We start from the raw sequence: 24,053 nt of genomic DNA, 5'->3' as shown, positions 1-24,053 counted from the left end.
CTTTTGGCAGTTTGCACAACTTTTTATAAATGCACAACGGGTTTTATTCATACACTTGTTACCAACAGCACCTTTCTACTACCATTTAACTCCTGCACTTCCAATTCTAACTTTTCCTTCTCAGAAAGTACAAACTTAGGTAAGACATATATAAACCGAATCGATTGGGCATTTCTTATTATCGTAGGGAGATTGTAGGTATAGATTCGTTCCATTTGCATTCTTTGATAGGAAGCTTTTCGCTTTTTATTCCCACTAACCCTAGTTGGCAGCCTCATACTGCTGGCATTGGCAAGTATGCCTTATTTCTCACCTAAGTCAGATGTGGAATCGCTATACTATTTCGCCAGTATCGCGCAGAAAGACAAAAAAGAATTTTTCGAGCTTTCAAAAAAGCAAGACAAAAAAGAGGATGTAAAAGATTTGAGAAATCAAGTTTTTGTTCTTTCACAAGGCTTGAAATCAAAATTTAAAAAACTAAAGTGGGCTTGCACCCTATTAATCATACAATTTGTGCTATTGGCACCATTAACCTACATATTAATTAAAATAACCTCATAAAATGAACCTATTTGAAGACTACAAAAACGTAATTAAAAAAGCGGTCGAGAATGACCCTACAAAATCAAACAAAATCTACGGATTAAGCGAACCTTTATTGGAAAGCAACCGTGAATACCTTAAATCGTTGAGAAACGAACTTCCTGGTCGAGAGCTATCCCACGAAATGAAATTATTTGCGAAAGGGATGGGTGTGCCAGAGACTTTTGATTATCAGCCGCTGGGAAGTCATCCAGACTTTGTACACTTAAAGGGTACAGACTTAGTTGAAGAACATTGGATAATTTCAGGCTTTATCGATGTAAAGAAGAGCACAAAGCTCTTTAATAATTTCACAAAAGCAACCGTAAGGTTGATTACTGAAAGTATCATCCGAGCTTCAATGTTTGCCGTAAACCTATGTGGTGGCTACGTGCATCGTATACAAGGTGATGGTTTGATGGTCTATTTCGGCGGAAAAAACATAGAAAAGTTGAAAGCCGCCGAAGATGCTCTAAAGTCCTTTTCAATGATATCCTATTTCGTGAAAAATGACCTAAAAGAATTTTTTGAAGATAATGGTATTCAAGACATCCATACAAGGGCAGGATTAGATTTGGGTCATTCCAAACAGGTGGATTGGTTCTATTCGGGCATTGGTGAATCAGGCGAAGTTACGACGTGTAGTCTTCATACGAGTCTTGCACCTAAAATGCAAAGTAACGCAAAAAATAGAGGCATAGTTGTAGGTCACAATGTGACAACACAACTTAGAAAGGACAAGTATTTTGCACAGCGAAGCAAGGAAATTCACGATTATGAAGATGGAAGAAAATATTACCAATACAACTTTGATTGGGAACGCTATTTGGTAGATAACAACCTAGCTGTTCAAAATGATATGGGTGTCTTGGTATTGACAATTAACACCTTTCCAGACCCCAACAGGAATAGCCGTGATTTGTATCCAATCGCTTCTAAAAGTAAACCTTACTTCAACTATGGGTAAAAAAGGCCTCAGTAATGACATTAAAAATTTTCTGGACAAATATTTTGCCTTTGAGAAAGTTGAAAGCCCTAAAACTGGATATTCAGCTCTCGAAGGCAAAATAAGTATTATAGACAGAATTGATAGGCTCTGGGGTCACTTTAAAATCTTAATTCTTATAAATGAAGCTGAGTACCCACATACCGTACCCATAGTAATTGAGAAAACTCAAATTATCAAAAGAGATTGGGACTTTCATATTTCAAAAAAAGGGGAATGTTGTTTGGACATTCCTCATAAGCTTATGAAAAGAAAACGTCGAGGGATTGTATTTGAAGAGTTTTACAGAGATGTTGTTTATCCTTTTTTTGCCAATTATCATTACAAAGAATACACAGAGGATTATGCTAATGGGGAATACAAACATCACTTTGAAGGTATCGCGCAATTTTATCAAGAAGAATTTGGACTATCTGATTTTAAAAATATTATTTCCTTATTGGAAACGGCCATTAATGGTATCAAATATCACCCCAATAAAGAATGTCCATTATGTGGCGGGCCTAAATACAAAAAATGTTGCCGGAAGAAAATCTATGATTTGAAAGGGTATGGGTTGCAACAGTTAAAATTTGATTTGGCGCTTTTTAGGAAATACAACCTCAATACAGAACAAGTTTCGAACTGAAATTATAACCAAAATAAGATATAAGTACAATTGACATCAATTCTCTTCAAATTAAATTTCTTGAAGAAAAACTGTAAAATGTTGTACCTATGTTGTACCAAGCTCATAAAAAAAGGCTTCACATTTCTGTGAAGCCTTGTCATTGCTAGTAGCGGGAACTGGACTCGAACCAGTGACCTTCGGGTTATGAGCCCGACGAGCTACCTACTGCTCTATCCCGCGATATAAATCCTTTAACAATTATCTTAGCTTTTAACTTTCGGTTCATAATGCCGACTTAATTGTTTCGGACTGCAAATATACAATCCTTTTTAGATTCTACAATAATAAATTTGAAAAAATATTATTGCTCTATGTTATACACCTGAAAATCTATAAGTTCCTTATTAAAAAACTTCGTTTCAATTTGTATTGGGTTGCAGCAAACTTCACAATCCTCTATATATTTTTGTTGGTTAACAGAATAATCTAATAACATCGATATCGTTTCCCAACAGTAAGGGCAGGTAAAAAAATGTTCTAACATAAAATAAAGGTAAAAAAAATAGCCATCAAAAAATTGATGGCTATAACTTATGTTATTAGTATAAATTTATTCTTTTTCAAGATCCATTATTGCGGTAGCTCTCTCAATTTGTAAAACGCCAAGCGTGGGAGGATTTTTGCCAGATACAGTGATAAACTCTTCGTTTAAATTATTATCGCTTACCATTACCGTATTTAAATTTTTATGGCTCATAAATTCAATAGGCAAATCACCAGTAAATTGATTCGTGGATAATAATAATTCTTCTAAGTCCTTTAATTGTGATAACTCAACTGGTATTTCTCCATACATTTGGTTGTCCATTAAACTTAACTTTTGCAACTTAGTTAATGCACTAATTTCCAACGGAATTTCACCGGTTAAAAAGTTACTACCTAACAGTAATTCTTTCAAATTAACTAAGTCCATTAAATCTAACGGAATTTCGCCAGTTAGTTGGTTGCTATATAATTTTAAAGATTCTAATTTTTTTAACGATCCTAATTCTACAGGAATATCTCCTTCAAATCTATTCATAAACAACTCCAAAGCTGTTAGTTCTTTTAAGTTTTTTAATGAACTAGGAATAGTTCCTGATATTTTGTTAAACCCAAAATTAATCTTTTTAAGGTTTACTAAACTACCTATCTCCATAGGTAATTCGCCTTCCAAATTATTAAACTGTAAATTTAACTCTACTACTTTATCGTTCTCAAGGGTTACACCATACCAATCGGAAATTGGTGCGCTTAAATCCCACGTTACGTTCCATTCTGAACCATTGGTTGCGTTATAAATAGCTATTAATGCTTCTTTTTCTAAAGTTGATACATTTGCGAACGAATAAAACGTCGCAAAAATAAATGCTAAGGTTAAGTTCAAAGTTTTCATAGATGCTAGATTTGGATTAACACACTACGAATATACAAGAGTTATCGATTAATTGTAATTAATTCCGACAAACACCATGAAATTTTAACATTTTAACATCGACGAAATACATTTTTAATGGACAAAAAACACATTACCGAGTATTTTATTGATTTTTAGAAGTTAACATTTAAGAGCTCTCCACTTAACTGTAACAACTGGAGTTCGGCTATTTTAGCATCGTACTTTGCACTGTTTCGTGTTAATTCGGCGTTTAATAAATTTATTTGCGCCTGCCTAAACTCTATAGATGTGGCTTGCCCTAGCTTAAATTTTTCTTGGGTTCTATCGAAATTATTTTGCGAAGTTATAATATTTGCTTCTTGCAAATGATAAATATTTAGTTTATTCTGATAATCGTCCCAAGCGTTATTAAAATCACGTTGTAACGTAACAAGCAATTCTTCTTTTTGAATATTTTGAATATCAAGATTAATTTTAGCATTCTTTACACGCGTTATTGTGCTTCCGCCATCAAATAAATTCCATGTTAAATTAAGTCCACCCGAAACTCCAGTACTTGTATTTTGAAGCGCGAAGGCCAACGGACTATTATTTGTGGTTTCATTCCAACCATAACTACCTGTTAAACCAATGGTTGGCAAATAAGCCGATGTTTCCGATTTTACGGTTAACTTATTAATTTCTATGCTTTTATTTATTTGCAATAAACTATTATTATACGTTTTTGCTTTATTAAACAACTCGGCTTTATCTAATAAGTTATTAAAATTTATAGTGGTATCTACATTAAAATTTTCGGTAATGCTATTCCCTAAAACTAGATTTAAATCGCGCTTAAAGTTTATTAATTCTTGATTCGAATTCATAACACTAATACTGTCGTTATTTATATCTACTTCGGCATTTAAAACTTCAAGTTTTGTTGATTGTCCATAATCGAATTGATATTGAGCTCGAACTAACCTTTCTTTAGATATTTGTAGGGTTTCCTTAATCGCATTGGTGTTTTCTTCTAATTCGGCAACACTGTAGTAAACCGCAAACAATTGAATTATGGTATTTTCTATAGTTTCTCGAGCTTGCAACTCGGTTAAATCGCGTGTTTGTTTTAGTTGTTTGTAATCATACATACGCCCTAACCCATCAAACAAAGTATAATTTAAATTTACAGAGGCATTGTAATTTCTAGTTTCTGCTCCATTGGCCACTCTTATTTCTCCATTAGCCAATTGCCCTTCGGAATTCTCTTTATTTATAGAACCACCTGCAACTCCTGTAAGGGTTGGCAAGTAACCAGAATTTAAAATATCGGCATTATTATTTGCTATTTCTACATTACTGTTCGCCACTTTAATACCATAATTATTTTCTAAAGCTAAGCTCACAGCTTTACTTGGCGTTAATAATTCTTGCGCCTTTAAAAATGGACTAAATAATAGTAAAATATATAAAAACTTAGTGTTCATGGGTTTCATTTTGCTCTTTAATAGCGCGTTCTACTTCTTCTTTAGTTACATCATTTCCAGTATATAACCACTTTACATTCTTTTTAATACTATTACTAAACGATAAAAACAGCGGTAACACTAATAATGTTAAAACGGTCGCATAACCAATACCAAATGAGATTGCAATAGCCATAGGTTTTAAAAATTGGGCTTGTCTACTTTTTTCAATTAATAGAGGTGCTAAACCAGCCATAGTAGTTAAGGATGTTAAAAATATGGCTCTAAATCTGGATTTTCCAGCTTCAGTTAGTGCTAAATCAAAGCTCATACCTTCTTTTAAATTGGCATTAAACTTACCAATAAGCACCAATCCGTCGTTAACCATAATTCCTATTAAGGCTATAATTCCTAAAAGCGACAAAATATTTACTTGAAATCCTAATAACCAGTGTCCCCAAGCTACTGCTGTTAAACTAAACGGTATTAACAATAACAATAAAAAAGGTTGGGAGTAACTTCTAAACGTAAATGCAATGGTGATGTAAATCAGTAATAATATAATTGGTCCCGCAATATTTAAAGACTTCATAAGCTTTGTAGCCTCTCTATTTTGTCCTTCGTAGGATGCATTAATGGTTGGATATTTTGATTGCAATTCTGGGATAAAGCTTGTTTTAATATCATCAATTATATCTGTAGCACTAGTTCCTGGGTCTTTTAAATCGGCATACACCTGAATTTCACGTACACCTTCTAAGTGATTTATGGCAACTTCTCCACGTGCAATAGAATAAGACGCGATATCTTTAAGTGTAACACGCTCTCCATTTGGTGTTACAATTCGCATTTGGTCTAAATCGTTTATAGAACTACGATTTGTACGATCGTAACGTACCCAAACTTTAATTTCGTCTTGTCCTCGTTGAAAACGCTGTGCCTGATTTCCAAAAAAACCAGAACGCACTTGCGCCATTACGGTTTGCACGTCTAAACCTAATAAATACGCACTTTCTTTAAGTTCTAAACGAATTTCTTTAATACCTGCAGGATCGTTATCTCCAATATCTTTTAATAATGGGTTCGATTTTAAATACGATTTCAACGCTTCTTTCGAGGCTTTAAGTTCTTCAATATTATTGCTTAATAAAGAAACCGAAATTGGGTTACCTCCAAAATTACCACCAGAACCATAAATTAATCGTTCGGTTCCAATTACAGGTCCAACAAGTTCTTCTAACTTATTAGTTACTAAAAACGATTTTATTTCGTCTGGACGTTCTTCTCCTGGTAATAAGTTTATACGCAAGGAGGCACTAGAGCTACTTGTAATATTAACAATAGTGTTTTCAAAAAGTTCTTTATTTATTCCTTTTAAATATTTATCGGTTAATTGTTGGTTTACAATAAAACTCTTTTCTTCAATCATTGTTATAATTGAATCGGTAATTTTCTCGTTAGTTCCAGTAGGCATAACCAATTCTACTGTTACCGTATCGCTCGCAACCCTTGGAAATAATGTTACTCCAATTACACTTCCTTTTAAAGCGCCTATTGTAATAATTAATAAGCCCACAAAAATACCTAAAGCCAACATTTTGTATTGAAGTACAAAACCTAAAATAGGTGAGTAAACGCGTACTCGCAAATACGTCATTATTCTATCTCCCATTTTATTAATGCCACGCATTATAGAAAAGAATTGCTTTAATTTTGAAGGATTTTTATCTTCAACCGGTGGTTTTAATGCTTTTGAATGTGCTAAATGCGCAGGCAAAATAATTAGTGCTTCTACCAAAGAAACCACTAAAGTTAAAATAACAACTACAGACACTTCGGCAAAGTTTTCACCTATTCTACTATCTAAAAAGAAGAATAACGAAAATGCTAAAAGCGTGGTAATAATAGCTGAAACTACCGGTGGAATAACTTCTAAAGTGCCATCGATTGCCGCTTGAACCGGACTTTTTCCTTTTTCGTAATGTTGGTAAATATTTTCGGCAATTACAATACCATCATCTACCAAAATACCAATAACGATAATCATCCCGAAAAGAGACAGTACATTTATAGTTACATCGAATTGGGCTGCAAAAATAAACATCCCTAAAAACGAAATAGGTAAACCAAAGGCTACCCAAAGGGCTAATCTTGTGTTTAAAAATAAGGACAAGAATATTAACACCAACAAAATACCTTGCCATGCATTTTCAACCAATAACATGGTACGTTGTTTTAATGGCACAGAACGGTCGCTAACAACATCAATTTTTACATTATCGTATTTTTGGTTGTAACCTTCAATATATTCTTTAACTTTTGTAGCCGATGAAATTAAATCTTCACTATTGGTACTTGTTATTGAAATATTAACCGCTAAATCTTGATTAAAATAGGTGGCGTTTGGAGTTTCTGAAAATCGATCGCGAATAATAGCCACATCTTTTAACCTAACTATTTTTCCATCGGCAGAAGCTTTTACAACAATATTAGAAAGCTCTCGACCATAATAATTTTTGTTATTTGCACGAATTAAAAATTCTTCGGCCTCTGTTTTTACATTTCCTCCTGTAACTAAAATATTGGCCTTACTAACCGCACTTGCAACTTCGGTAAACGTAAAGTTATAAGCTAATAGTTGTGTTTCGTTAACAGCAATCTCAATTTCTTCGTCTGGAAAACCTGATATTTCTAATTGAGAAATACCATCAATAGCCCTTAAATCGGTTTCAACTTGTCTTGCTAACAGCTTTAACGTAGCAAGCGGAATATTTTTTCCATTTATAGCAAAGTTTATGGTTTCTCGAACTTCTTCCTGTTTGGACACCACTAAAGGTTCCATTCCCGTTGGGAAAGACGGCACTCTATCTACTGCATTTTTAACTTCCAGCAGCATAAAATCGATATTTTCGCCTTTTTCAATTTCAACCGTTATGGTTCCACTATCTTCTTTTGAAACCGATGTTACACGATCTACACCTTCTAAACCTTTTAAATTATCTTCTATTTTAAGAACAATACCTTCTTCTATCTCAAGTGGCGAAGCTCCTGGATAGTTTATCGTAATATTTATAATTTTAGAATCTGAAAGTGGAAAAAACGACGATTTTAAAGCTAAAACACCAAAAACACCAAATACAATAAATGCTAAAATAAATACATTTACAGCAACATGGTAGCGTATAAAATATTGAATTATCTTTTTCATTACTCAGCTGTATCTAAAGATTTAGCATACTTTACACGCATACCAGAATAAGCTCCTGGCACAGATTTTTTAAGTACAACTGTATTATTTGGAATACCTTTTATTACCACCTTAGCATCAGAGAAATATACAGGCGTTACGTTAATAAGCTCTAAAACATTATTTTTTACTACAAAAACTTGATTGCCATCCTGCAATAAATTTCTATCCATTTCGTAAGCATTGGTTTCGGTTTTTGCATCTAGTTTAGCTTCCAGATACATACCTTCTTTTAATGCGCTATCTTTAACTTCAATATAGGCGGTAATAGTTTGTGTTGTAGCATCAATACTGCCATTTATTCTAGAGATTTTTCCGGTATAAGTTTCGGTGTTATCTAAATCATTTAAAACTACAGATTCACCTACTTTTAATAAAGATGCGTAGGTTTTACTTATGGCCACTTCCATTTCGTAAATCGATGGATTTATAAATTCTCCTAATTTTTGGCCACTGCGTATTAAAGAACCCTCGGTAACTAAAGCTTCGGTTAAAATTCCTGTAAAAGGAGCAGAAATGGTATATTTTGCTAAGCGCTGTTCTAAATTCTTTACACTATAATAACTAGTTACAATGCCACGACCAGTAATGAAGTAATTTTCCTTATCGGAAGTCATTTCGGGCAACTTCGGTGTTGTTTTACTTAAATCGAAACTGCTTAAATAATTTTGCCACTTTTGAAAAACATCGGGAAAATCTAAACGTAAATCGGGCATAATTGCCGCAATGCTATTATACAATTCACTTTTTGCCGATTGCACACTGGCGTAATATTCTGAAGCATCGATTCGAATTAAAGGCTCTCCCGCTCTATATTCTTGTCCTGGTTTAAATAATTTATTGCCTGTTTTAAAAATACCTTGTACTTCGGCATAAATTTCTAAACGTTGTTTTGCTGTAAGACTTCCGTTTGCTGGAACAACAATTTTAACATCACTGTTTAAAACCGTATCTGTTATTACAGTTTTTACAACTTTTTCTTTTACTGGTTTGGGTTTGTGTTTATTATCTATAATTGTTTTAGCTCCTAAAATGGAAGCAACAATTAATACTATCCCTATTCCGGCAAGTATAATTTTTCGCATTGATTGGTAGTTTGATGGTATATGACTGCAAAACTACCTTATAGTTTAATGCTTTTATCTTAAAAAAAACTTAAAAGTTAGTCGTCTAAAGCTTCAATTTCGAACTGCAATGCTTCCCATTTCTCCATATTCTGACTTAAGTTAGATTTCAGCTTTTGGTAATCGTCAAAAAAATTAGGTTTAGCCGTAACCGCTTCATAATTAATTTCTAACTCCACATCAATAGCTTTAATTTTCTTTTCAAGCTCACTAATTTTAGCTTCAACATTACTTAATTTATTATTAAGCGACTTTAATTTTTTCTGTTCTTCGTAGCTTCTATTCTTCTTTTCCTTAGGAGTTTCTTTAACAACGGTACGTTTTTCTACTTCTCTTAAGTTTTCAACGTTTCGCTGTTCTAAGTAAAAATCAATATCGCCCAAATATTCTTTTAATTTATGGTCTTTAAACTCATAAACACTATTTGTTAAACCTTGAAGAAAATCACGGTCGTGTGATACTAAAATTAAAGTACCTTCAAAACGACTTAAGGCGTCTTTTAATACGTTTTTAGACTTTATATCAAGGTGGTTTGTTGGCTCATCCATCACCAAAACATTAAATGGTTGCAGCATTAATTTTGCTAAAGCCAAACGGTTACGTTCACCTCCAGAAAGCACGCGTACGTATTTTTCAACCTCGTCGCCTCTAAATAAAAACGATCCTAAAATATCTCTAACTTTACTTCTATTGGTTTCGTTGGCAGCATCAATCATAATATCTAAAACGGTTTTATTACCATCTAAATATTCCGCTTGATTTTGGGCAAAATAACCGATTTGCACATTATGTCCCAATTTTAAATTTCCGTTGTGCTTTAAGTCACCAACTATAATTTTGGCTAAGGTTGATTTTCCTTGTCCGTTTTGCCCAACAAAAGCCGTTTTACTATCGCGCTCGATAAGTAAATCTACCTCGGTTAAAACCTTTTTATCTCCATAATTTTTCGAAACCGCTTCGGCTTCAACCACCACTTTACCAGGTGTTATAGAAACTGGAAAATTAAGCGTCATTACACTATTATCATCTTCATCAACCTCAATACGTTCAATTTTATCTAACTTTTTAATTAGCGATTGCGCCATGGTTGCTTTTGATGCTTTAGCACGGAACTTCTCGATTAATTTCTCGGTTTGCTCAATTTGCTTTTGCTGATTTTTTTGCGATGCCAACTGCTGTTCGCGCAACTCTTTACGCAACACTAAATATTGTGAATATGGTTTTGGGTAATCATAAATCCTACCTAAAGAAATTTCTATACTTCGGTTGGTAACATTATCTAAAAACATTTTATCATGCGATACAATTACCACAGCGCCGGTGTAACCTTTTAAAAATCCTTCTAACCAAATAATAGATTCAATATCCAAGTGGTTTGTTGGCTCATCCAGAAGCAGAATATCATTATTTTGCAATAGTAGTTTAGCCAATTCAATACGCATACGCCAACCACCAGAAAAGGTATCGGTTAATTTGTTAAAATCATCACGCTTAAAACCCAAACCTTGTAATATTTTTTCGGTATCGCCTTGGTAGTTGTAACCACCTGCAATTTCGTATTGGTGTTGTAACTCGTTAATATCTATCATTAACTGGTTGTAGGCTTCACTTTCATAATCGGTACGTTCGGCCAATTGGGTGTTCACTTCATCCATTTTAGCTTCTAATTCCTTTATTTCGGTAAAAGCTTCGTACGATTCTTCAAGCACCGTTCTACCTAAAACAAAATCAATATCCTGTTTTAAGAAGCCAATTTGTAAATCTTTATCGGCAGCAATTTGTCCAGTATCTGGCTCTAACTCTTTCGATAAAATTTTAAGCATGGTAGATTTTCCTGCGCCATTTTTGCCAATAAGCCCAATGCGGTCGCCGTTTCCAAGTTTAAATGTTATATCCTCAAAAAGGTATTCGCCTTGAAAAGAAATCGATAAGTTATGAATATTCATCATAGAAATGTAACTTTTATTACAGTGGGTTTATTTTTAAAAAAGTAACTTTGTACTACTAAATTTTGATAGCAAAAATACACAAATATTATGTTTAAAAAAGGCTCTAAACTATATAGCATTTTTACAGGCAGTTGCCCAAAATGCCATCAAGAATCTATGTACACCAATAAAAACCCGTATCAACTAAATGAAGCCTTAAGCATGCACGAAAAATGCTCGCACTGTGGCACTAAATATAAAATAGAACCATCGTTTTTTTATGGCTCTATGTATGTTAGTTATGGTGTTGGTATTGCGTTTGCAGTAGCAGCTTTTGTTATTTCATTTTTTGTGTTTAACGCCAGCTTAATAAGCGTTTTTATCGCAATAGTAGCCACTTTAATTGTTTTTATGCCAATTATTTTAAGGCTATCAAGAAATATCTGGATTAACATTTTTATGCACTACGATAAAAATTTAATTAAAAAATAAATTGGGAATTACCCCAACCTATTGGGGTCGGGCTATACACTATATCTTTTTCTCATACTTCAAAAAAGGATGCCGTTTCTATCCCTAATTCTGCTCGAAGAACCTAGTAATATTAATCTCTGGGTTTAAAGCCATGTTATTTTCAATAGAATTAAATAACTCTTGCGCAGCATAAGGCCCAATCATAACACCTCGTGTTCCTAAACCATTTAAAACGTGCAAGTTTTTATGTTTCTGGTGTGTTCCTACTAACGGCCTTCTATCAATTACGGTAGGCCGCATTCCTGCAACTTGATTTACCACTTTAAAATCGCAATTAATAAGCTTTTTTAACTTATCTATTAATTCCGTTTTAGCTTTCTCGGTTACCTTATAGGTTGTGTCTTTCCACTCGTAAGTGGCACCAACCGTATATAAATCGTCACCTAACGGAATTAAAAACACTCCGGATTTTAAAACAAAATCTATATTTATTTCGGGCGCAGCAATTGTAATAAGTTCTCCTTTTGTTCCAACTAAAGGTAAATTCTTAAAAAAGGGATTTTGTTTTAAACCATAACCTTCGGCAAAAACAAGATGTTTAGCCATAACGTTTTTATAAGTTACATTGTTTTCTGTACAATGTATATGGTCATAATTAAAACGCTCCTCGTAAAATAAATCCGATTTAACTAAATCTTCTTTATAAGCATTAATTAAGGTTTTTACATCAACTTTTCCAGAATGCAACACTTCACCAAAACCAAAAGGAGCTTGTATGGCTTCATTATTATTTTTACCCAACGTTGTAGATAAAAATGGAGATAGCAAAGGTTTATCGGAAGCTGTAAACCAATTATTTTGTTCTTCGGTCGATGCAAATTTGCGGTACACGGGTAATTTATAATCGAGCTTTACCTGTAATCGTTTTTCAATAGCTTGGTACATTGGCAAAGCCAAATCGAGTTGTTCTTTACTTTTCCAAACCGAAGTAAACCGACGTAAAACCACCGGATTATATAATCCGCCAGCAACTACCGACGATTTTTGAGAAGCATCATCAAAAACCACAAAAGTTTTATTATTTGCCTTAAGTTGTTCGCAAAAGCTTATTCCTGCAATACCAGAACCTACAATTATATAATCTACCTGTTTCACCTTGCGAATATATATAGAAATTGAATTTTTACCTTATATAGTTATAAAATAAAAACGCCCACTAAAAGCGGGCGTTTTTATTATTTATCGATTCTAAAATTAGTATGTCCACATATCTAATTCAAAATCTCTAATTTTATCTTTAATTCTTTCAGATTCTAGCAATTGCATTAAAGCATCTTCTGCAACATATTCGTGAATAGCGCGATCACCTTGAACATTTTGTTCTCTGTAAATGTATCCATGAAAACGTCTTGCATTTAAAATATGATCGAAAGAGAAAGGCATTGAACTATTTTCATTATTAAATGCTTTTGCCTTATGTAAAACTTCTCTCGCTGAAGGATAAAAAACCCAAAATAAAGGAATTGGTTTTTTATTAATTTCATCATCCGAGTTTTTAAAACGAGCTTCAGGAGCTGCTGGCGCTATAGCTAAAATTCTGTATTTCATTTCAGATTGACGCTTATCGAAATACCAAAACCCTTTAATCATATATTCTTTTATATCTGCAGCTGTAATAGTTTCAACTATTTTATACATTTCTGGCAAAATAGAAGGATCATTTTCATAATCTTCCATAGAATAGCCATTATCATTTAAATAATCGGTACCTTCAGCTGTAATAGATGAGAATTGTAAAACATCGTCTATTTGATTCATAGAGCGTTCTTCTTTAAAGTAAGAATCAGCATAAACAGTTTTAATATCTCCATTTTTAATGGCTTCAATTAATACCGTAAATAGAGATTTTCTATCTGGTGTCATATTATTCTCATCCACCGGATATAATAAGGGGAAATTTGCTCTTTGATTTAAATCTACTCTTTCCCATACCATTTTCCCAAATAATATGTCACGATCTCCAACATAGCCATATTCTAAAGGCTTGTCGTTATCTAAAGAAATTTGTTCTTCTGTTTTAAGACCAATTTCGTCTGGCGATTTAGCATTTAGTAAATTAAACTGCGCAAAGGTAGAAGATACAGTTATTACGGTCACTAAAATGCTAAAATTTATCTTCTTTAAATTCATATTATTTTTAAATTTTATTTCTGAAAAAATGGTATTAAATATAAATTAATTGGTTAATTCTACAGCCACTGATGATACAGGAGGTAAAATATAAGTTGAATTCCCCTTAATTCTTGCTTTAATATCAAGTATTTGCACTACATCTCCTCGTTTTGCTTTTTTAAGAGCCGATTTAGCTGCAGCATTAAATTTTTGACCACTAACGGTAACCGTTGGTTGCCCTGGAACTTTTACACTAAATGATTTTACTTCAATTGGCAAATCAAAATCAAAATCTTCTAATAAAGCGCCTACAACTCCAATTTCAACATTACGTCTTGGTAATTTTAAACTACCAGTATTTCCAGGTTTACCAATTAATGTACCTGTTGGTTTTGGAATATTTTTAATTCTAAACGTAGCATTATCATTTACTTTAGAACCATCTGGTAAAACACCGTTTACGTTAATAGTAACTTCACGTCCTTTAACTTTAGTTACATCCATTATATATTTACCGTTACCAACCGAGGATAATCCTGGTGCATTAACCGATACTTTATTAGCTGGAACACCAGCGAATGAAATAGTCATTGGATTTTTTACACCACGATAAACCACATTCATTTTATCAGCTGAAATAGTTGCTGCATTAGGTTTAGCTACAGTTGCGAAGGAAGAGTTTACAGGAACTTCTATTTCTTCTCCACCTTCTCCAAAAATAAGTTTACCTTCAATTTTGTGTTCTCCAACACTTCCAGTTCCTATTTTTAATTTTACTTTACCATCTTCAATTGCATATTGGTTTTCGTTTAATGGTCTACCATCTAAAGTTAATTCAACCTTATTCGGTTTCGTAGAAGCATCTTTACGACCTAATACAATTTGACCATCAAACTGCTCTCCATTAAAATAAGCCGATTTCGATGTTTCCATTAAAGTTGTATAGTTAGTCATAGAAACCTCACTAGCTAAAGTACCTTGTAACATACTAGATAATACTTCACTCTCGGTAGTTTTTATATCAGATTGTAATTGTGTCATCTTAGTTAAGGATGCTACAAGTGGAAAACCTTTATAATGATAATCTAGCCAATCGATTTTAATATTATCTCTATTAGTAACTTGGTCGGTGTTAAATTTCTTTTCAACATCTTTAATTACAGATTCCATACCAGGTTCTGACTTTAAGACTTCAATAACTCCTTCTCTAAAGTTATTAATATGATTTAAAAATGCTGTACCTTCTTCGGTAAGTTTATCTCCTTTAAATAAATGTTGATCTAAATAATCACCTTTATCCATTACTTCGTAATCCGTTGGATTATCTACAGTGGCAACCATTTTGCTTTTTAGGTCTGTTAAATAACCATCAAATTTATGAGCCAACTCATCAATCTGATCAGCTTTAGCCTTTAAAGGTTGGTATTTGTCTGGTTGTTCTGAAGCTTTTTGCTCCAAACTAGCAACAAAGTTAGCATTTCTGGCCTCGGTAGCTTCATTAGATTCTACTAGCTTTTCGTTCATTAATCCGAAAGCTGAAAGTACTTCTTTAGACATATTTAATGCTAACATCGCAATGAAGATTAAATACATCAAGTTAATCATTTTCTGTCTTGGGGTTAAATTTCCTCCTGCCATTTTAAATTAGGTTTTTTGGTTAATTAATAAAGTGATTTGGGATTAAAAAAATTAACGTTCCTAATTAACTTTTGTTCATAGCAGAAAGCATACCACCATAAACACCGTTTAACGATGATAAGTTTGATGCCAAAGATTGCATTTGTTCTTTTACTTTAGCCGCATTTTCAACAGATTCTTCGTTAATTGCAGCTTGTTTATTAATGCTTTCTAATTGTACTTTGTAAAGACTATTTAACGACTCCATTTGAGCAGCAGCTAATGATAATTCTTCACCATATTTTTTAGTTGCCGCAACAGAATCTACAGTAGACCCCATGTTTTTAGCTGCTCCTTCAAAATTTTTAATACTGTCTCCAAGACTAGCAATTAATTCACCATCAATTTTAGCTTCTTTTAATAAATCGTCTAACTTTTTAGATAAAATACCTTGAGCATCATTATTTTCGCTTTCAGTTTTTTTACCGCCAGCTAATTCTGGATAAACTAAAGACCAATCTAACTCATCATCAACCGGTTCAAATGCCGATAAGGCAAAGATAATGGCCTCCGAAACTAAACCGATAGTTAACAGTACATTCCCTGTTAAAGGTCCGAACTCAATGTGAGTAATTTTGAATAATGCACCTAGGATTACAACTGCTGCTCCCAATCCGTAAGCCATATTCATGAACTTTTTGCTTGCTTTTGACTTTGCCATAATTTTCGAATTTTAATGTTTAAGTAGGTTAATACTTAGTAGGTTAATAGTTAAATAATTATTGAATTGATTAAAAAGTTTTTTGTTATAAACCGTTACTGTGTTACGTTTGTCCCCATATAATCTTGAACGGTTCTAAAGCCTATATAGCTTCTTGCTGAATCTTGATATTCATAATCTCGAGAGCTAACTTGTAAAAAGTAAGCAACATCTTTCCATGAACCACCTCGAACAATTTTACGCTTATTATTTTTATCGTTTACACTCGGGTTAATCGTTGATGTATACTGGTATGCTGAGGCATCATAAGAAGCATTTATCCATTCTGATACATTACCTGCCATGTTATATAAATTATAATCATTTGGCTCGTATGATTTTGCTTCAACTGTATACAAAGCTTGATCGGCAGCATAATCCCCTCTTACAGGTTTAAAATTTGCCATAAAGCAACCTCTATCACTTTTTGTGTAAGGACCGCCCCAAGGATAAGTTGCCGCTTGCAAGCCACCACGTGCAGCATATTCCCATTCGGCTTCCGATGGTAGTCTAAATGAGTTTACAAAAGCAGCACCTTTTGATTTTTGATAAGAATTTTTGTTAATAGTTCTCCATTCGCAAAAAGCCTTCGCTTGCATCCAAGTTACACCAACTACAGGATATTCACCATAAGCGTCGTGCCAAAAATAATCGTTATGCATTGGTTCGTTATAAGAGTATGCAAAATCTCTAATCCAAACCGTAGTATCTGGATAAATTTCAATTTCTTCTTTTTTAATTGCTTCTTTACGTTTAATACCTCGTTTTCTTGCAGCTTCTTGAATATCCATATAACTGTATTGAAATTTAAATTTCTTAACATCCCAAGTACGTTGTCCGTTATAGGATTCTTCTAAAGGCAAATACATCGTATCCATAACCTCTGCATAATATTCATCTGGATAATCTGAAGTATCGAAAATTAAATCTATATCGTTATTAATTTTTCTACCTTCGAAACCAGTTGGCCCTAAACCAGTGTAGTTTTCGAACATATACTTTTCGTAAACCGACATGTTAGCCGTATCTGCATCTTTAAATGCAAACTCCCCAATACCACCATCTTCTGGTAATTTACCAACCTCATCGGCAAGTACGGCCAGTCTATATCTAAGAATCGAATCTCTTACCCAGTTAACAAATTGACGATACTCGCTATTTGTTATTTCTGTAGCGTCCATATAAAAGGCTCTTACAGTTACTGTTTTTGAAGGAGCATCATGAACACCAGCAAGATCATCGTCTGCTTTACCCATAATAAATGCGCCTCCAGGAATTAGTTCCATGCCATATGGCTTTTCCGGATGCCATTTTTTTCCTTTAACACCTACTAGCTCGCCTCTATTGTTAGAGCCACAACTTGCTAGCATTGCTATTACTGCGGTTAATAAAATAAACTTCTTCATATCCATAGAAAACTCGAGGTTAATTATTTTAGCTTCTTATTTGAGAGCGTAAACATATTTATATATTTTTTAAAAAACAACTTTTTATCTAAAAAATTTACATTTCATCGTATAAAATTTACATTTTACCGATTAAAAAAGCATTTAAACTATTTAAAAACCTAAACACTATTCTTTTGAATTGCCTTATACCAACGTTCTGGCACTTTATTATTGCATGCATCGATATAATCTTGATGCATGCATGGTAATAACGTGTGTCTTTTTAATTTATTATTAACATTTGCCAAAAAAGGAATTTCAATCCACCATCTACCTGTTTTATTGCTCTTGTAAAACACTAATTCCTCTGACTCTGTTAATGTTATAAATTTTTTGAAATTATTTTCGTTTGAAAAATCATCATCATTAACACGATAATTAACACCTTCAACAAAGTACCAAATCATTTGCGCTATGAGCATCGAAGTCACTTCGTCATCCTTTGAAGCTTTATATTCATAAATCCCAAACGAAGTTACTTTATTACTTATCCCTGCATAACGAGTAATAGCACAAATTTCCTTACCGTCGAATCCATTTGGTGAATATTTCTGCTTTAAACTTAAGTCGGAACTTTTTATAGAAGACATATCGACGGATACAATATTAGCGTCTCGCATAACCGGTTCGACCAATGTAATGTTGTTTGAAATTTCTCCAAGGCGGTAGTATTCAAAGTACAAACTCTCCATCAAGTCTATTTCTTCTTGAGGATTGAAATAGGTTTGATATCCTATCGTAGCGTAATTAAATAAGTTATAGGGTTTATCTAAAATTATTTTACCAACAAAGCTATTGCTCTTTATAGGCTTACTCGAATCACCTAAATTAAACTTACAATCAACATTTACAATATTAACCATCGGCACCAAATTGTCGTAAGCACGATAATTAGCATAAGTTAAATCTTGCGAACCTCCTAGTATAACTGGTATAATATTGGCTTTTAAAAGAGTAACTACCAATTCCTTTAGAGCATAATAGGTATCGTTTACTGTTTCACCTTTGTAAATATCTCCTAAATCGGCAATAACAACATGCCAACTACCAGGAAACAAACTATAAAATGCTTTTCGAATTTCGTTTAATTGAAACGTTTCCCCAATATAATTAATATCATTGCGATTATCTAAAACCCCAACAACAGCAACTTTTACGCCTTGTAGATCTGGAACACCGTTTTGAGCAGAGTGAATTTTAATTTTTTTGCCTAAAGCCTGCTGCGAAAGAAGCTCGTTATGAGCTAAAACAGCATCTGGCACTGGGGATAAAAAACTAAAATCCATTAAAGTAAAAGCAGTTATTTTTTATATTTTGCTTATCACAAATATTAAAAGAATAAATGGATTTTTGAATAGATTTTTGAAAAAAATTACAAGAATTACGCTATTCACTAAAAATAGTTTAACCAAAAACCTAATTACTTCTTTTTTGTTGCTCTTTTTTTAGCTTTCTTTTTAGGAGCATTAGCTTCAATAATAGCTTTTGCCTCCTCTAAAGTCATTTCGCTTACATCAACGGTTTTTGCTAACTCTACTTTAGTTTTTCCATGAATTACATTATGCCTTCCCCAACGTGCTTTTTCAACACGAATAGCTCCATCTTCCCAAGAATGAATAAGCTTATCTTTTTCTTTCTGAATTTTATCTTCGATAAGCGTTACAATATCATCATCGGATAAATTATCCCAATCGTATTTTTTGTTTACGTTAATAAACATGTTGTTCCATTTAATATATGGGCCAAAACGCCCTTTTCCTTTTTGAACTGGTAAATCTTGATAATGGTAAATTGGCGCATCGGCTTTTTGCTTTTCTTTTATTAAAACAATAGCATCGTCTAATTCAACGCTTAACGGATCGATTCCTTTAGGCAACGACACATAAGCTTTTCCAAATTTCACGTATGGCCCGAAACGTCCGTTATTTACTTCAACCGTTTCGCCTTCAAACTCACCTAAGTTTTTAGGAAGTTGAAATAAATCCATCGCCTCTTCGTAGGTTATGGTATTTAATTGTTGATCTGGACTTAGGCTTGCAAATTGTGGTTTTTCCTCATCATCAACTGTTCCTATTTGCACCATAGGGCCAAATTTTCCTAAACGGACACTTACTTGCTTTCCTGTTGTTGGGTCGGTTCCAAGAATACGCTCACCAGATTCTCTATCGGCATTTTCTTTTACATCTTCAACAACTGGATGAAAATCTTTATAAAACGATTTCATCATTTTTTGCCAATCTTCTTTTCCTTCAGCAATATCATCAAAATCTTCTTCAACTTTCGCTGTAAAATTATAATCGAGAATAGCATCGAAATGATTAACCAGGAAATCGGTTACAATCATCCCAATATCGGTTGGCACTAATTTACCTTTATCTGAACCTACTTTTTCGGTTAAGGTTACATCTTTTACATTTCCTTCTTGAAGTGTTAATTGCGAATATTCACGCTCTACACCATCAACAGTACCTTTTTCAATATAATTTCTATTTTGAATAGTTGATATTGTTGGCGCGTATGTAGACGGACGACCAATACCTAATTCTTCTAACTTTTTAACTAAAGAAGCTTCAGTATATCGTGCTGGCGGTCGCGTATAACGTTCGGTTGCTGTAATGTAGCTATTCAATAAGGTTTCGTTAACCTTCATTGCTGGCAACATACCATCTTGCTCGGTATCTTCATCATCTGTTCCTTCTAAATATACTTTTAAGAAACCATCGAAAGTAATAACCTCGCCGTTTGCAGTAAATATTTCTTTATGTGTATCGGCTTCAATTTTTACATTGGTACGCTCTAAATTAGCTTCACTCATTTGCGATGCTATGGCACGTTTCCATATTAAATCGTAAAGCCTTGCTTGATCTCTATCTATATTTACACTATGCGTTGCAAAGTTTGTTGGACGAATAGCTTCGTGAGCTTCTTGCGCTCCTTTAGCTTTGCCTACATAATTTCTAGGATTGCTATATTCGTTACCATAGGCCTTTTTAATTTCATTCTCAGCTCCTTTTCTTGCCTCCTCGGATAAGTTTACACTATCGGTTCTCATGTAAGTAATTAAACCCGCTTCGTATAGGCGTTGTGCCATCGTCATGGTTTTACTTACCGAAAAATATAATTTACGTGATGCCTCCTGCTGTAAAGTTGATGTTGTAAATGGTGCTGCAGGTGATTTTTTTGCTGGTTTTTTTGTTAAATCGGCTACTTTAAAGTTTGCAGCAGCATTTTTTTCTAAAAACGCTAAAGCCTCTTTTTTAGTTTTAAAATTCTTAGGAAGCTTTGCTTTAAATGTTTGCCCGTCTTCATTTGAAAATTCAGCATCAATTCTATATGATGCTACAGGTTTAAAATCTGCAATTTCGCGTTCCTTCTCGACAATTAATCGCACTGAAACCGATTGTACACGACCTGCAGACAAACCGCCTTTTACTTTTCTCCATAATACCGGCGAAAGCTCGTAACCTACAATTCTATCTAACACACGACGTGCTTGTTGCGCATCAACCAAATCGTAATCTATACCTCTTGGGTTTTCGATAGCTTTTAAAATGGCGGATTTAGTAATTTCGTGAAACACAATACGCTTAGTTCTATCTTTATCGAGCTTTAATGTTTCGGCCAAATGCCATGCAATAGCTTCACCCTCGCGATCCTCATCACTTGCTAACCAAACCATTTCGGCTTTTTTAGCTAAGTCTTTAAGTTTTTTTACAACCGCTTTTTTATCCTTAGATACTTCGTATTTGGGTTTAAAATCACCTTCAACATCGACCCCTAATTCTTTGCTTGGTAAATCGGCAATATGCCCAAAACTAGATTCTACTTTAAAATCTTTACCAAGAAATTTTTCAATGGTTTTTGCTTTTGCAGGTGACTCAACTATCACTAAATTCTTCGCCATACTTCGTGTTTTGAGCTACAAATTTATACTAAAAAAAATTTAACATCCTAATTTTATAGTCTTTCATTAGATAATTTAAACTAAAATAGCCTGTATTTAACATCTTAAACACAGGCTGTTAATTTTTTAAGTAAATTATTTATTATGAAATTGTTCCTATTTCATCAATTGCACTAGTTTCATCAAAACCAATTACTTCCTTATAAATTAAATATATAGGATGAAATAAAAACGATTGAACAAAAATACCGCCAATACCACAGGTGATAAAAGTTGCTAAGGTTATACCTATATAAGAGACAATTAACAAACCTAATGTTATCCCCCACTTTTTATTTCCTAATTTAAAAGCTAACGAAAGTATTTCCCCAACCGATAAATCTTCATTAAAAGCGAAAATGGTAAAAACAAACATTACAGGCACCGCAAAATAAAACAAAGGCAAATAACACATTAACGCCGATGGTATCAATATAAGTATAGCAATTAGCATTAAGGTAAATATTTTGGCTAGATATTTTCCTTTTACGAAGTAGAAAAAATCTTGAGTAATAACAGATTCGCCATAATCTATCTTTTTCATAATTCGATAAAACGCAGTATTTAATGCCGTTGTAATAACACCTAAAACAATAACGCCAAATCCTACAACTACAATATACAACACAGACATGCTTCCAAAAAAATTATCCATAGCTTCCGGATCGGTATAACCACTTCGTTGCTGTTCCATTATCATCCCAATAAATGGCACATAAAACATAAGAATTATTGGCAGCATAACAATTAACGAAAACAACTGAAGCAACAACCCTTGCACCCAAGTTTTTTTAAAAAGCTCTATTGATTTATTAAAAATATCGCCAAAATCGAGCAATCTAGCTTCTTCTATGCGTTTTGAAATATTATTTACGGTATTCATGAATATTAATTGAAGGTTTTATTTTTTAAATGTAATCGTTTTTTTATAAATATTACAAACAAAAAGCCCCACCTAACAGCAGAGCTTTAATATTCAATTAGTTATACAATTAATTTAAACTGTAGGTACTTATTGGTTTTATGTCGTTTTCTAGATACTCGAATTGGTATAAAACATTTCCTCCAATCATTAACAAGGAGTTTTGCAAAGGAATAACATCTTTCGATTGAATATCGTTATAACCTTTTATCATATTTAAATCTAACGGATTTTCTTTATTGAATATTTTTAGTCCAGCGGTACCATCGCAAACAAAAAGTGTATTTCCTTTAATTCCTAAACCGTAAGGATTCTCTAAAGCATAACGCGCTGCCAAAGTTGGGTTTGCTTTGTCGCTTACATCAATAACTTCTAAAACACTTTCTAGTTGCCCACAAGCATTACCACCACGCAATGTTAAATAAGCATAATCGCCATCTACAACTACAGGATCGCAACCTTCCCAATGGGTAAATTCTGAAACATATTCTGGCGATGCCGGATTATTTAAATTATAAATATACATACCATTTGTGCTGCCTAAAAACAAATAATCGTCGGCTTCGAACATGGTTTCAATATTCCAACCGGCATAATGTGTATTTGCTAAAACGGGTTGTGATAAATTCGAAATATTAAAAATTGACATTTCGTACGACCCAACGGTATACAAATAATTATTTACGATTTGAAAACGCGCCAAAGAACCTCCAGTTCCTGTTGAAGATTCAATAACTGCAACATCGGAAACAAAATCTATAAATCGCTCGTCGTCACGTTTTTTTCTTCGTTCTGCTGTCACAGTCCAACCTACAATAATATCGTCTTCCCAATTAAGTTTACTATAATCGGCTTCATCGGCTTCAATTGGCATTTGGTAATCGTAAACACTAAACACATCTTCTAACCTTTCAACTAACTTAACTTCATCATTAATATTAGAAATATCAAAAACCAACAAATCTGTAGCACTATCGGCGTATAAGTAATCGTCCTTTACCGAAATATCTTCGTTTCCAGGAATTTTTATAAACTTTATTGTAGTTGGTGTTTCTGGATTTGTATTATCAATAACATGAATACCTTCAACATCGCCAATAAAAATGAAATCTTTATAAGCATAAATTTTCCCAACTTCTTGTATGGTTTGCGGAGCAGAAACTTCGACCGAGTTCCTAAAATCGGCCTTACTCATTACCAATGGTGTAGCGACTTGCACTATTTCAAAATCGTCTTTTTTATCGCATGAAAATGCAAAACAAAGCGTGAGAATTAAACATATAAATTTAGTTTTCATAGTGTAATTGGTTTTTATTTTAAAGATACAAAAAAGAAAA

General features: G+C 33.4%; 19 protein-coding genes, 1 tRNA gene and 1 pseudogene. 4 read left to right on the top strand and 17 right to left on the bottom strand.

What is annotated here, in order from left to right:
* Positions 1-47 precede the first annotated feature (47 nt).
* Positions 48-260 (bottom strand): annotated as a pseudogene (locus PW52_RS01645) (DUF4138 domain-containing protein); the annotation flags it as partial.
* Positions 261-297: 37 nt separating this feature from the next.
* Between PW52_RS01645 and PW52_RS17820 the strand changes: the two are divergent.
* Genes PW52_RS17820 through PW52_RS01630 form a run of 3 tightly spaced genes read left to right on the top strand, consistent with a single transcriptional unit; the run spans position 298 to position 2,216 of the window.
* Positions 298-561 (top strand): hypothetical protein, encoded by a 264-nt coding sequence (locus PW52_RS17820; RefSeq protein WP_044631171.1) that lies wholly within the window; start codon positions 298-300, stop codon positions 559-561.
* A gap of 1 nt (position 562) precedes the next feature.
* Positions 563-1,549: a hypothetical protein gene (locus PW52_RS01635; RefSeq protein WP_044631170.1), complete on the top strand. Its 987-nt coding sequence runs from the start codon at positions 563-565 to the stop codon at positions 1,547-1,549.
* Positions 1,542-2,216 carry a hypothetical protein gene (locus PW52_RS01630; RefSeq protein WP_044631169.1) on the top strand — a complete coding sequence of 225 codons (675 nt, stop codon included), beginning with the start codon at positions 1,542-1,544 and terminating at the stop codon, positions 2,214-2,216. Before PW52_RS01635 ends, PW52_RS01630 begins: the two co-directional genes overlap by 8 nt.
* Before the next feature lie 149 nt (positions 2,217-2,365).
* Here PW52_RS01630 and PW52_RS01625 read toward each other — a convergent pair.
* The 7 genes from PW52_RS01625 to PW52_RS01600 form a co-directional block, all read right to left on the bottom strand.
* Positions 2,366-2,438: transfer RNA gene (locus tag PW52_RS01625), tRNA-Met, on the bottom strand.
* A 121-nt stretch (positions 2,439-2,559) separates the two neighbouring features.
* Positions 2,560-2,742 carry a CPXCG motif-containing cysteine-rich protein gene (locus tag PW52_RS17315; RefSeq protein ID WP_082050796.1) on the bottom strand — a complete coding sequence of 61 codons (183 nt, stop codon included), beginning with the start codon at positions 2,740-2,742 and terminating at the stop codon, positions 2,560-2,562.
* Between the two features lie 66 nt (positions 2,743-2,808).
* A complete protein-coding gene (locus PW52_RS01620) occupies positions 2,809-3,633 on the bottom strand; it encodes a Two component regulator three Y domain protein (RefSeq protein WP_044631168.1) in 825 nt (274 codons plus the stop codon).
* 155 nt (positions 3,634-3,788) lie between these two features.
* Positions 3,789-5,102 carry a TolC family protein gene (locus PW52_RS01615; protein WP_044631167.1) on the bottom strand — a complete coding sequence of 438 codons (1,314 nt, stop codon included), beginning with the start codon at positions 5,100-5,102 and terminating at the stop codon, positions 3,789-3,791.
* Complete coding sequence (locus PW52_RS01610; protein ID WP_044631166.1) at positions 5,092-8,289, bottom strand: efflux RND transporter permease subunit; 3,198 nt, start codon at positions 8,287-8,289, stop codon at positions 5,092-5,094. Before PW52_RS01610 ends, PW52_RS01615 begins: the two co-directional genes overlap by 11 nt.
* Positions 8,289-9,413 (bottom strand): efflux RND transporter periplasmic adaptor subunit, encoded by a 1,125-nt coding sequence (locus tag PW52_RS01605; RefSeq protein ID WP_044631165.1) that lies wholly within the window; start codon positions 9,411-9,413, stop codon positions 8,289-8,291. Before PW52_RS01605 ends, PW52_RS01610 begins: the two co-directional genes overlap by 1 nt.
* A gap of 77 nt (positions 9,414-9,490) precedes the next feature.
* The gene (locus PW52_RS01600) at positions 9,491-11,401 is read right to left on the bottom strand and encodes an ABC-F family ATP-binding cassette domain-containing protein (RefSeq protein ID WP_044631164.1); all 1,911 of its coding nucleotides are present in this window, start codon (positions 11,399-11,401) and stop codon (positions 9,491-9,493) included.
* Positions 11,402-11,488: 87 nt separating this feature from the next.
* On the opposite strand from PW52_RS01600, the gene PW52_RS01595 reads away from it, so the two are divergent.
* Complete coding sequence (locus PW52_RS01595) at positions 11,489-11,872, top strand: DUF983 domain-containing protein (protein WP_044631163.1); 384 nt, start codon at positions 11,489-11,491, stop codon at positions 11,870-11,872.
* A gap of 84 nt (positions 11,873-11,956) precedes the next feature.
* Here the strand turns inward: PW52_RS01595 and PW52_RS01590 are convergent, their stop codons facing one another.
* The 9 genes from PW52_RS01590 to PW52_RS01550 all read right to left on the bottom strand — a co-directional run bounded on the left by PW52_RS01590 (position 11,957) and on the right by PW52_RS01550 (position 24,013).
* A complete protein-coding gene (locus PW52_RS01590; RefSeq protein ID WP_044631162.1) occupies positions 11,957-13,009 on the bottom strand; it encodes an NAD(P)/FAD-dependent oxidoreductase in 1,053 nt (350 codons plus the stop codon).
* 99 nt (positions 13,010-13,108) lie between these two features.
* Positions 13,109-14,044, bottom strand: a complete 936-nt coding sequence (porN, locus tag PW52_RS01585; RefSeq protein ID WP_044631161.1) for a type IX secretion system ring subunit PorN/GldN — start codon at positions 14,042-14,044, stop codon at positions 13,109-13,111.
* 45 nt (positions 14,045-14,089) lie between these two features.
* Positions 14,090-15,664: a type IX secretion system motor protein PorM/GldM gene (porM, locus tag PW52_RS01580; protein WP_044631160.1), complete on the bottom strand. Its 1,575-nt coding sequence runs from the start codon at positions 15,662-15,664 to the stop codon at positions 14,090-14,092.
* Positions 15,665-15,728: 64 nt separating this feature from the next.
* On the bottom strand, positions 15,729-16,364 hold the full coding sequence (gene porL / locus PW52_RS01575) for a type IX secretion system motor protein PorL/GldL (protein ID WP_044631159.1): 636 nt from the start codon (positions 16,362-16,364) through the stop codon (positions 15,729-15,731).
* A gap of 95 nt (positions 16,365-16,459) precedes the next feature.
* Positions 16,460-17,809 carry a T9SS ring complex lipoprotein PorK/GldK gene (porK, locus tag PW52_RS01570; protein ID WP_044631288.1) on the bottom strand — a complete coding sequence of 450 codons (1,350 nt, stop codon included), beginning with the start codon at positions 17,807-17,809 and terminating at the stop codon, positions 16,460-16,462.
* Positions 17,810-17,970: 161 nt separating this feature from the next.
* Positions 17,971-19,137, bottom strand: coding sequence for a formimidoylglutamase (locus tag PW52_RS01565; protein WP_044631158.1), 1,167 nt, complete (start codon positions 19,135-19,137; stop codon positions 17,971-17,973).
* 134 nt (positions 19,138-19,271) lie between these two features.
* On the bottom strand, positions 19,272-21,755 hold the full coding sequence (gene topA / locus PW52_RS01560; protein WP_044631157.1) for a type I DNA topoisomerase: 2,484 nt from the start codon (positions 21,753-21,755) through the stop codon (positions 19,272-19,274).
* A 142-nt stretch (positions 21,756-21,897) separates the two neighbouring features.
* The gene (locus PW52_RS01555) at positions 21,898-22,677 is read right to left on the bottom strand and encodes a hypothetical protein (RefSeq protein ID WP_044631156.1); all 780 of its coding nucleotides are present in this window, start codon (positions 22,675-22,677) and stop codon (positions 21,898-21,900) included.
* 109 nt (positions 22,678-22,786) lie between these two features.
* Positions 22,787-24,013, bottom strand: a complete 1,227-nt coding sequence (locus PW52_RS01550; protein WP_044631155.1) for an LVIVD repeat-containing protein — start codon at positions 24,011-24,013, stop codon at positions 22,787-22,789.
* Positions 24,014-24,053 lie beyond the last annotated feature (40 nt).

The organism is Neotamlana sedimentorum (assembly GCF_000943565.1).
GTDB lineage: Bacteria > Bacteroidota > Bacteroidia > Flavobacteriales > Flavobacteriaceae > Neotamlana > Neotamlana sedimentorum.
This window is presented reverse-complemented; position numbering and strand designations above follow the sequence as displayed.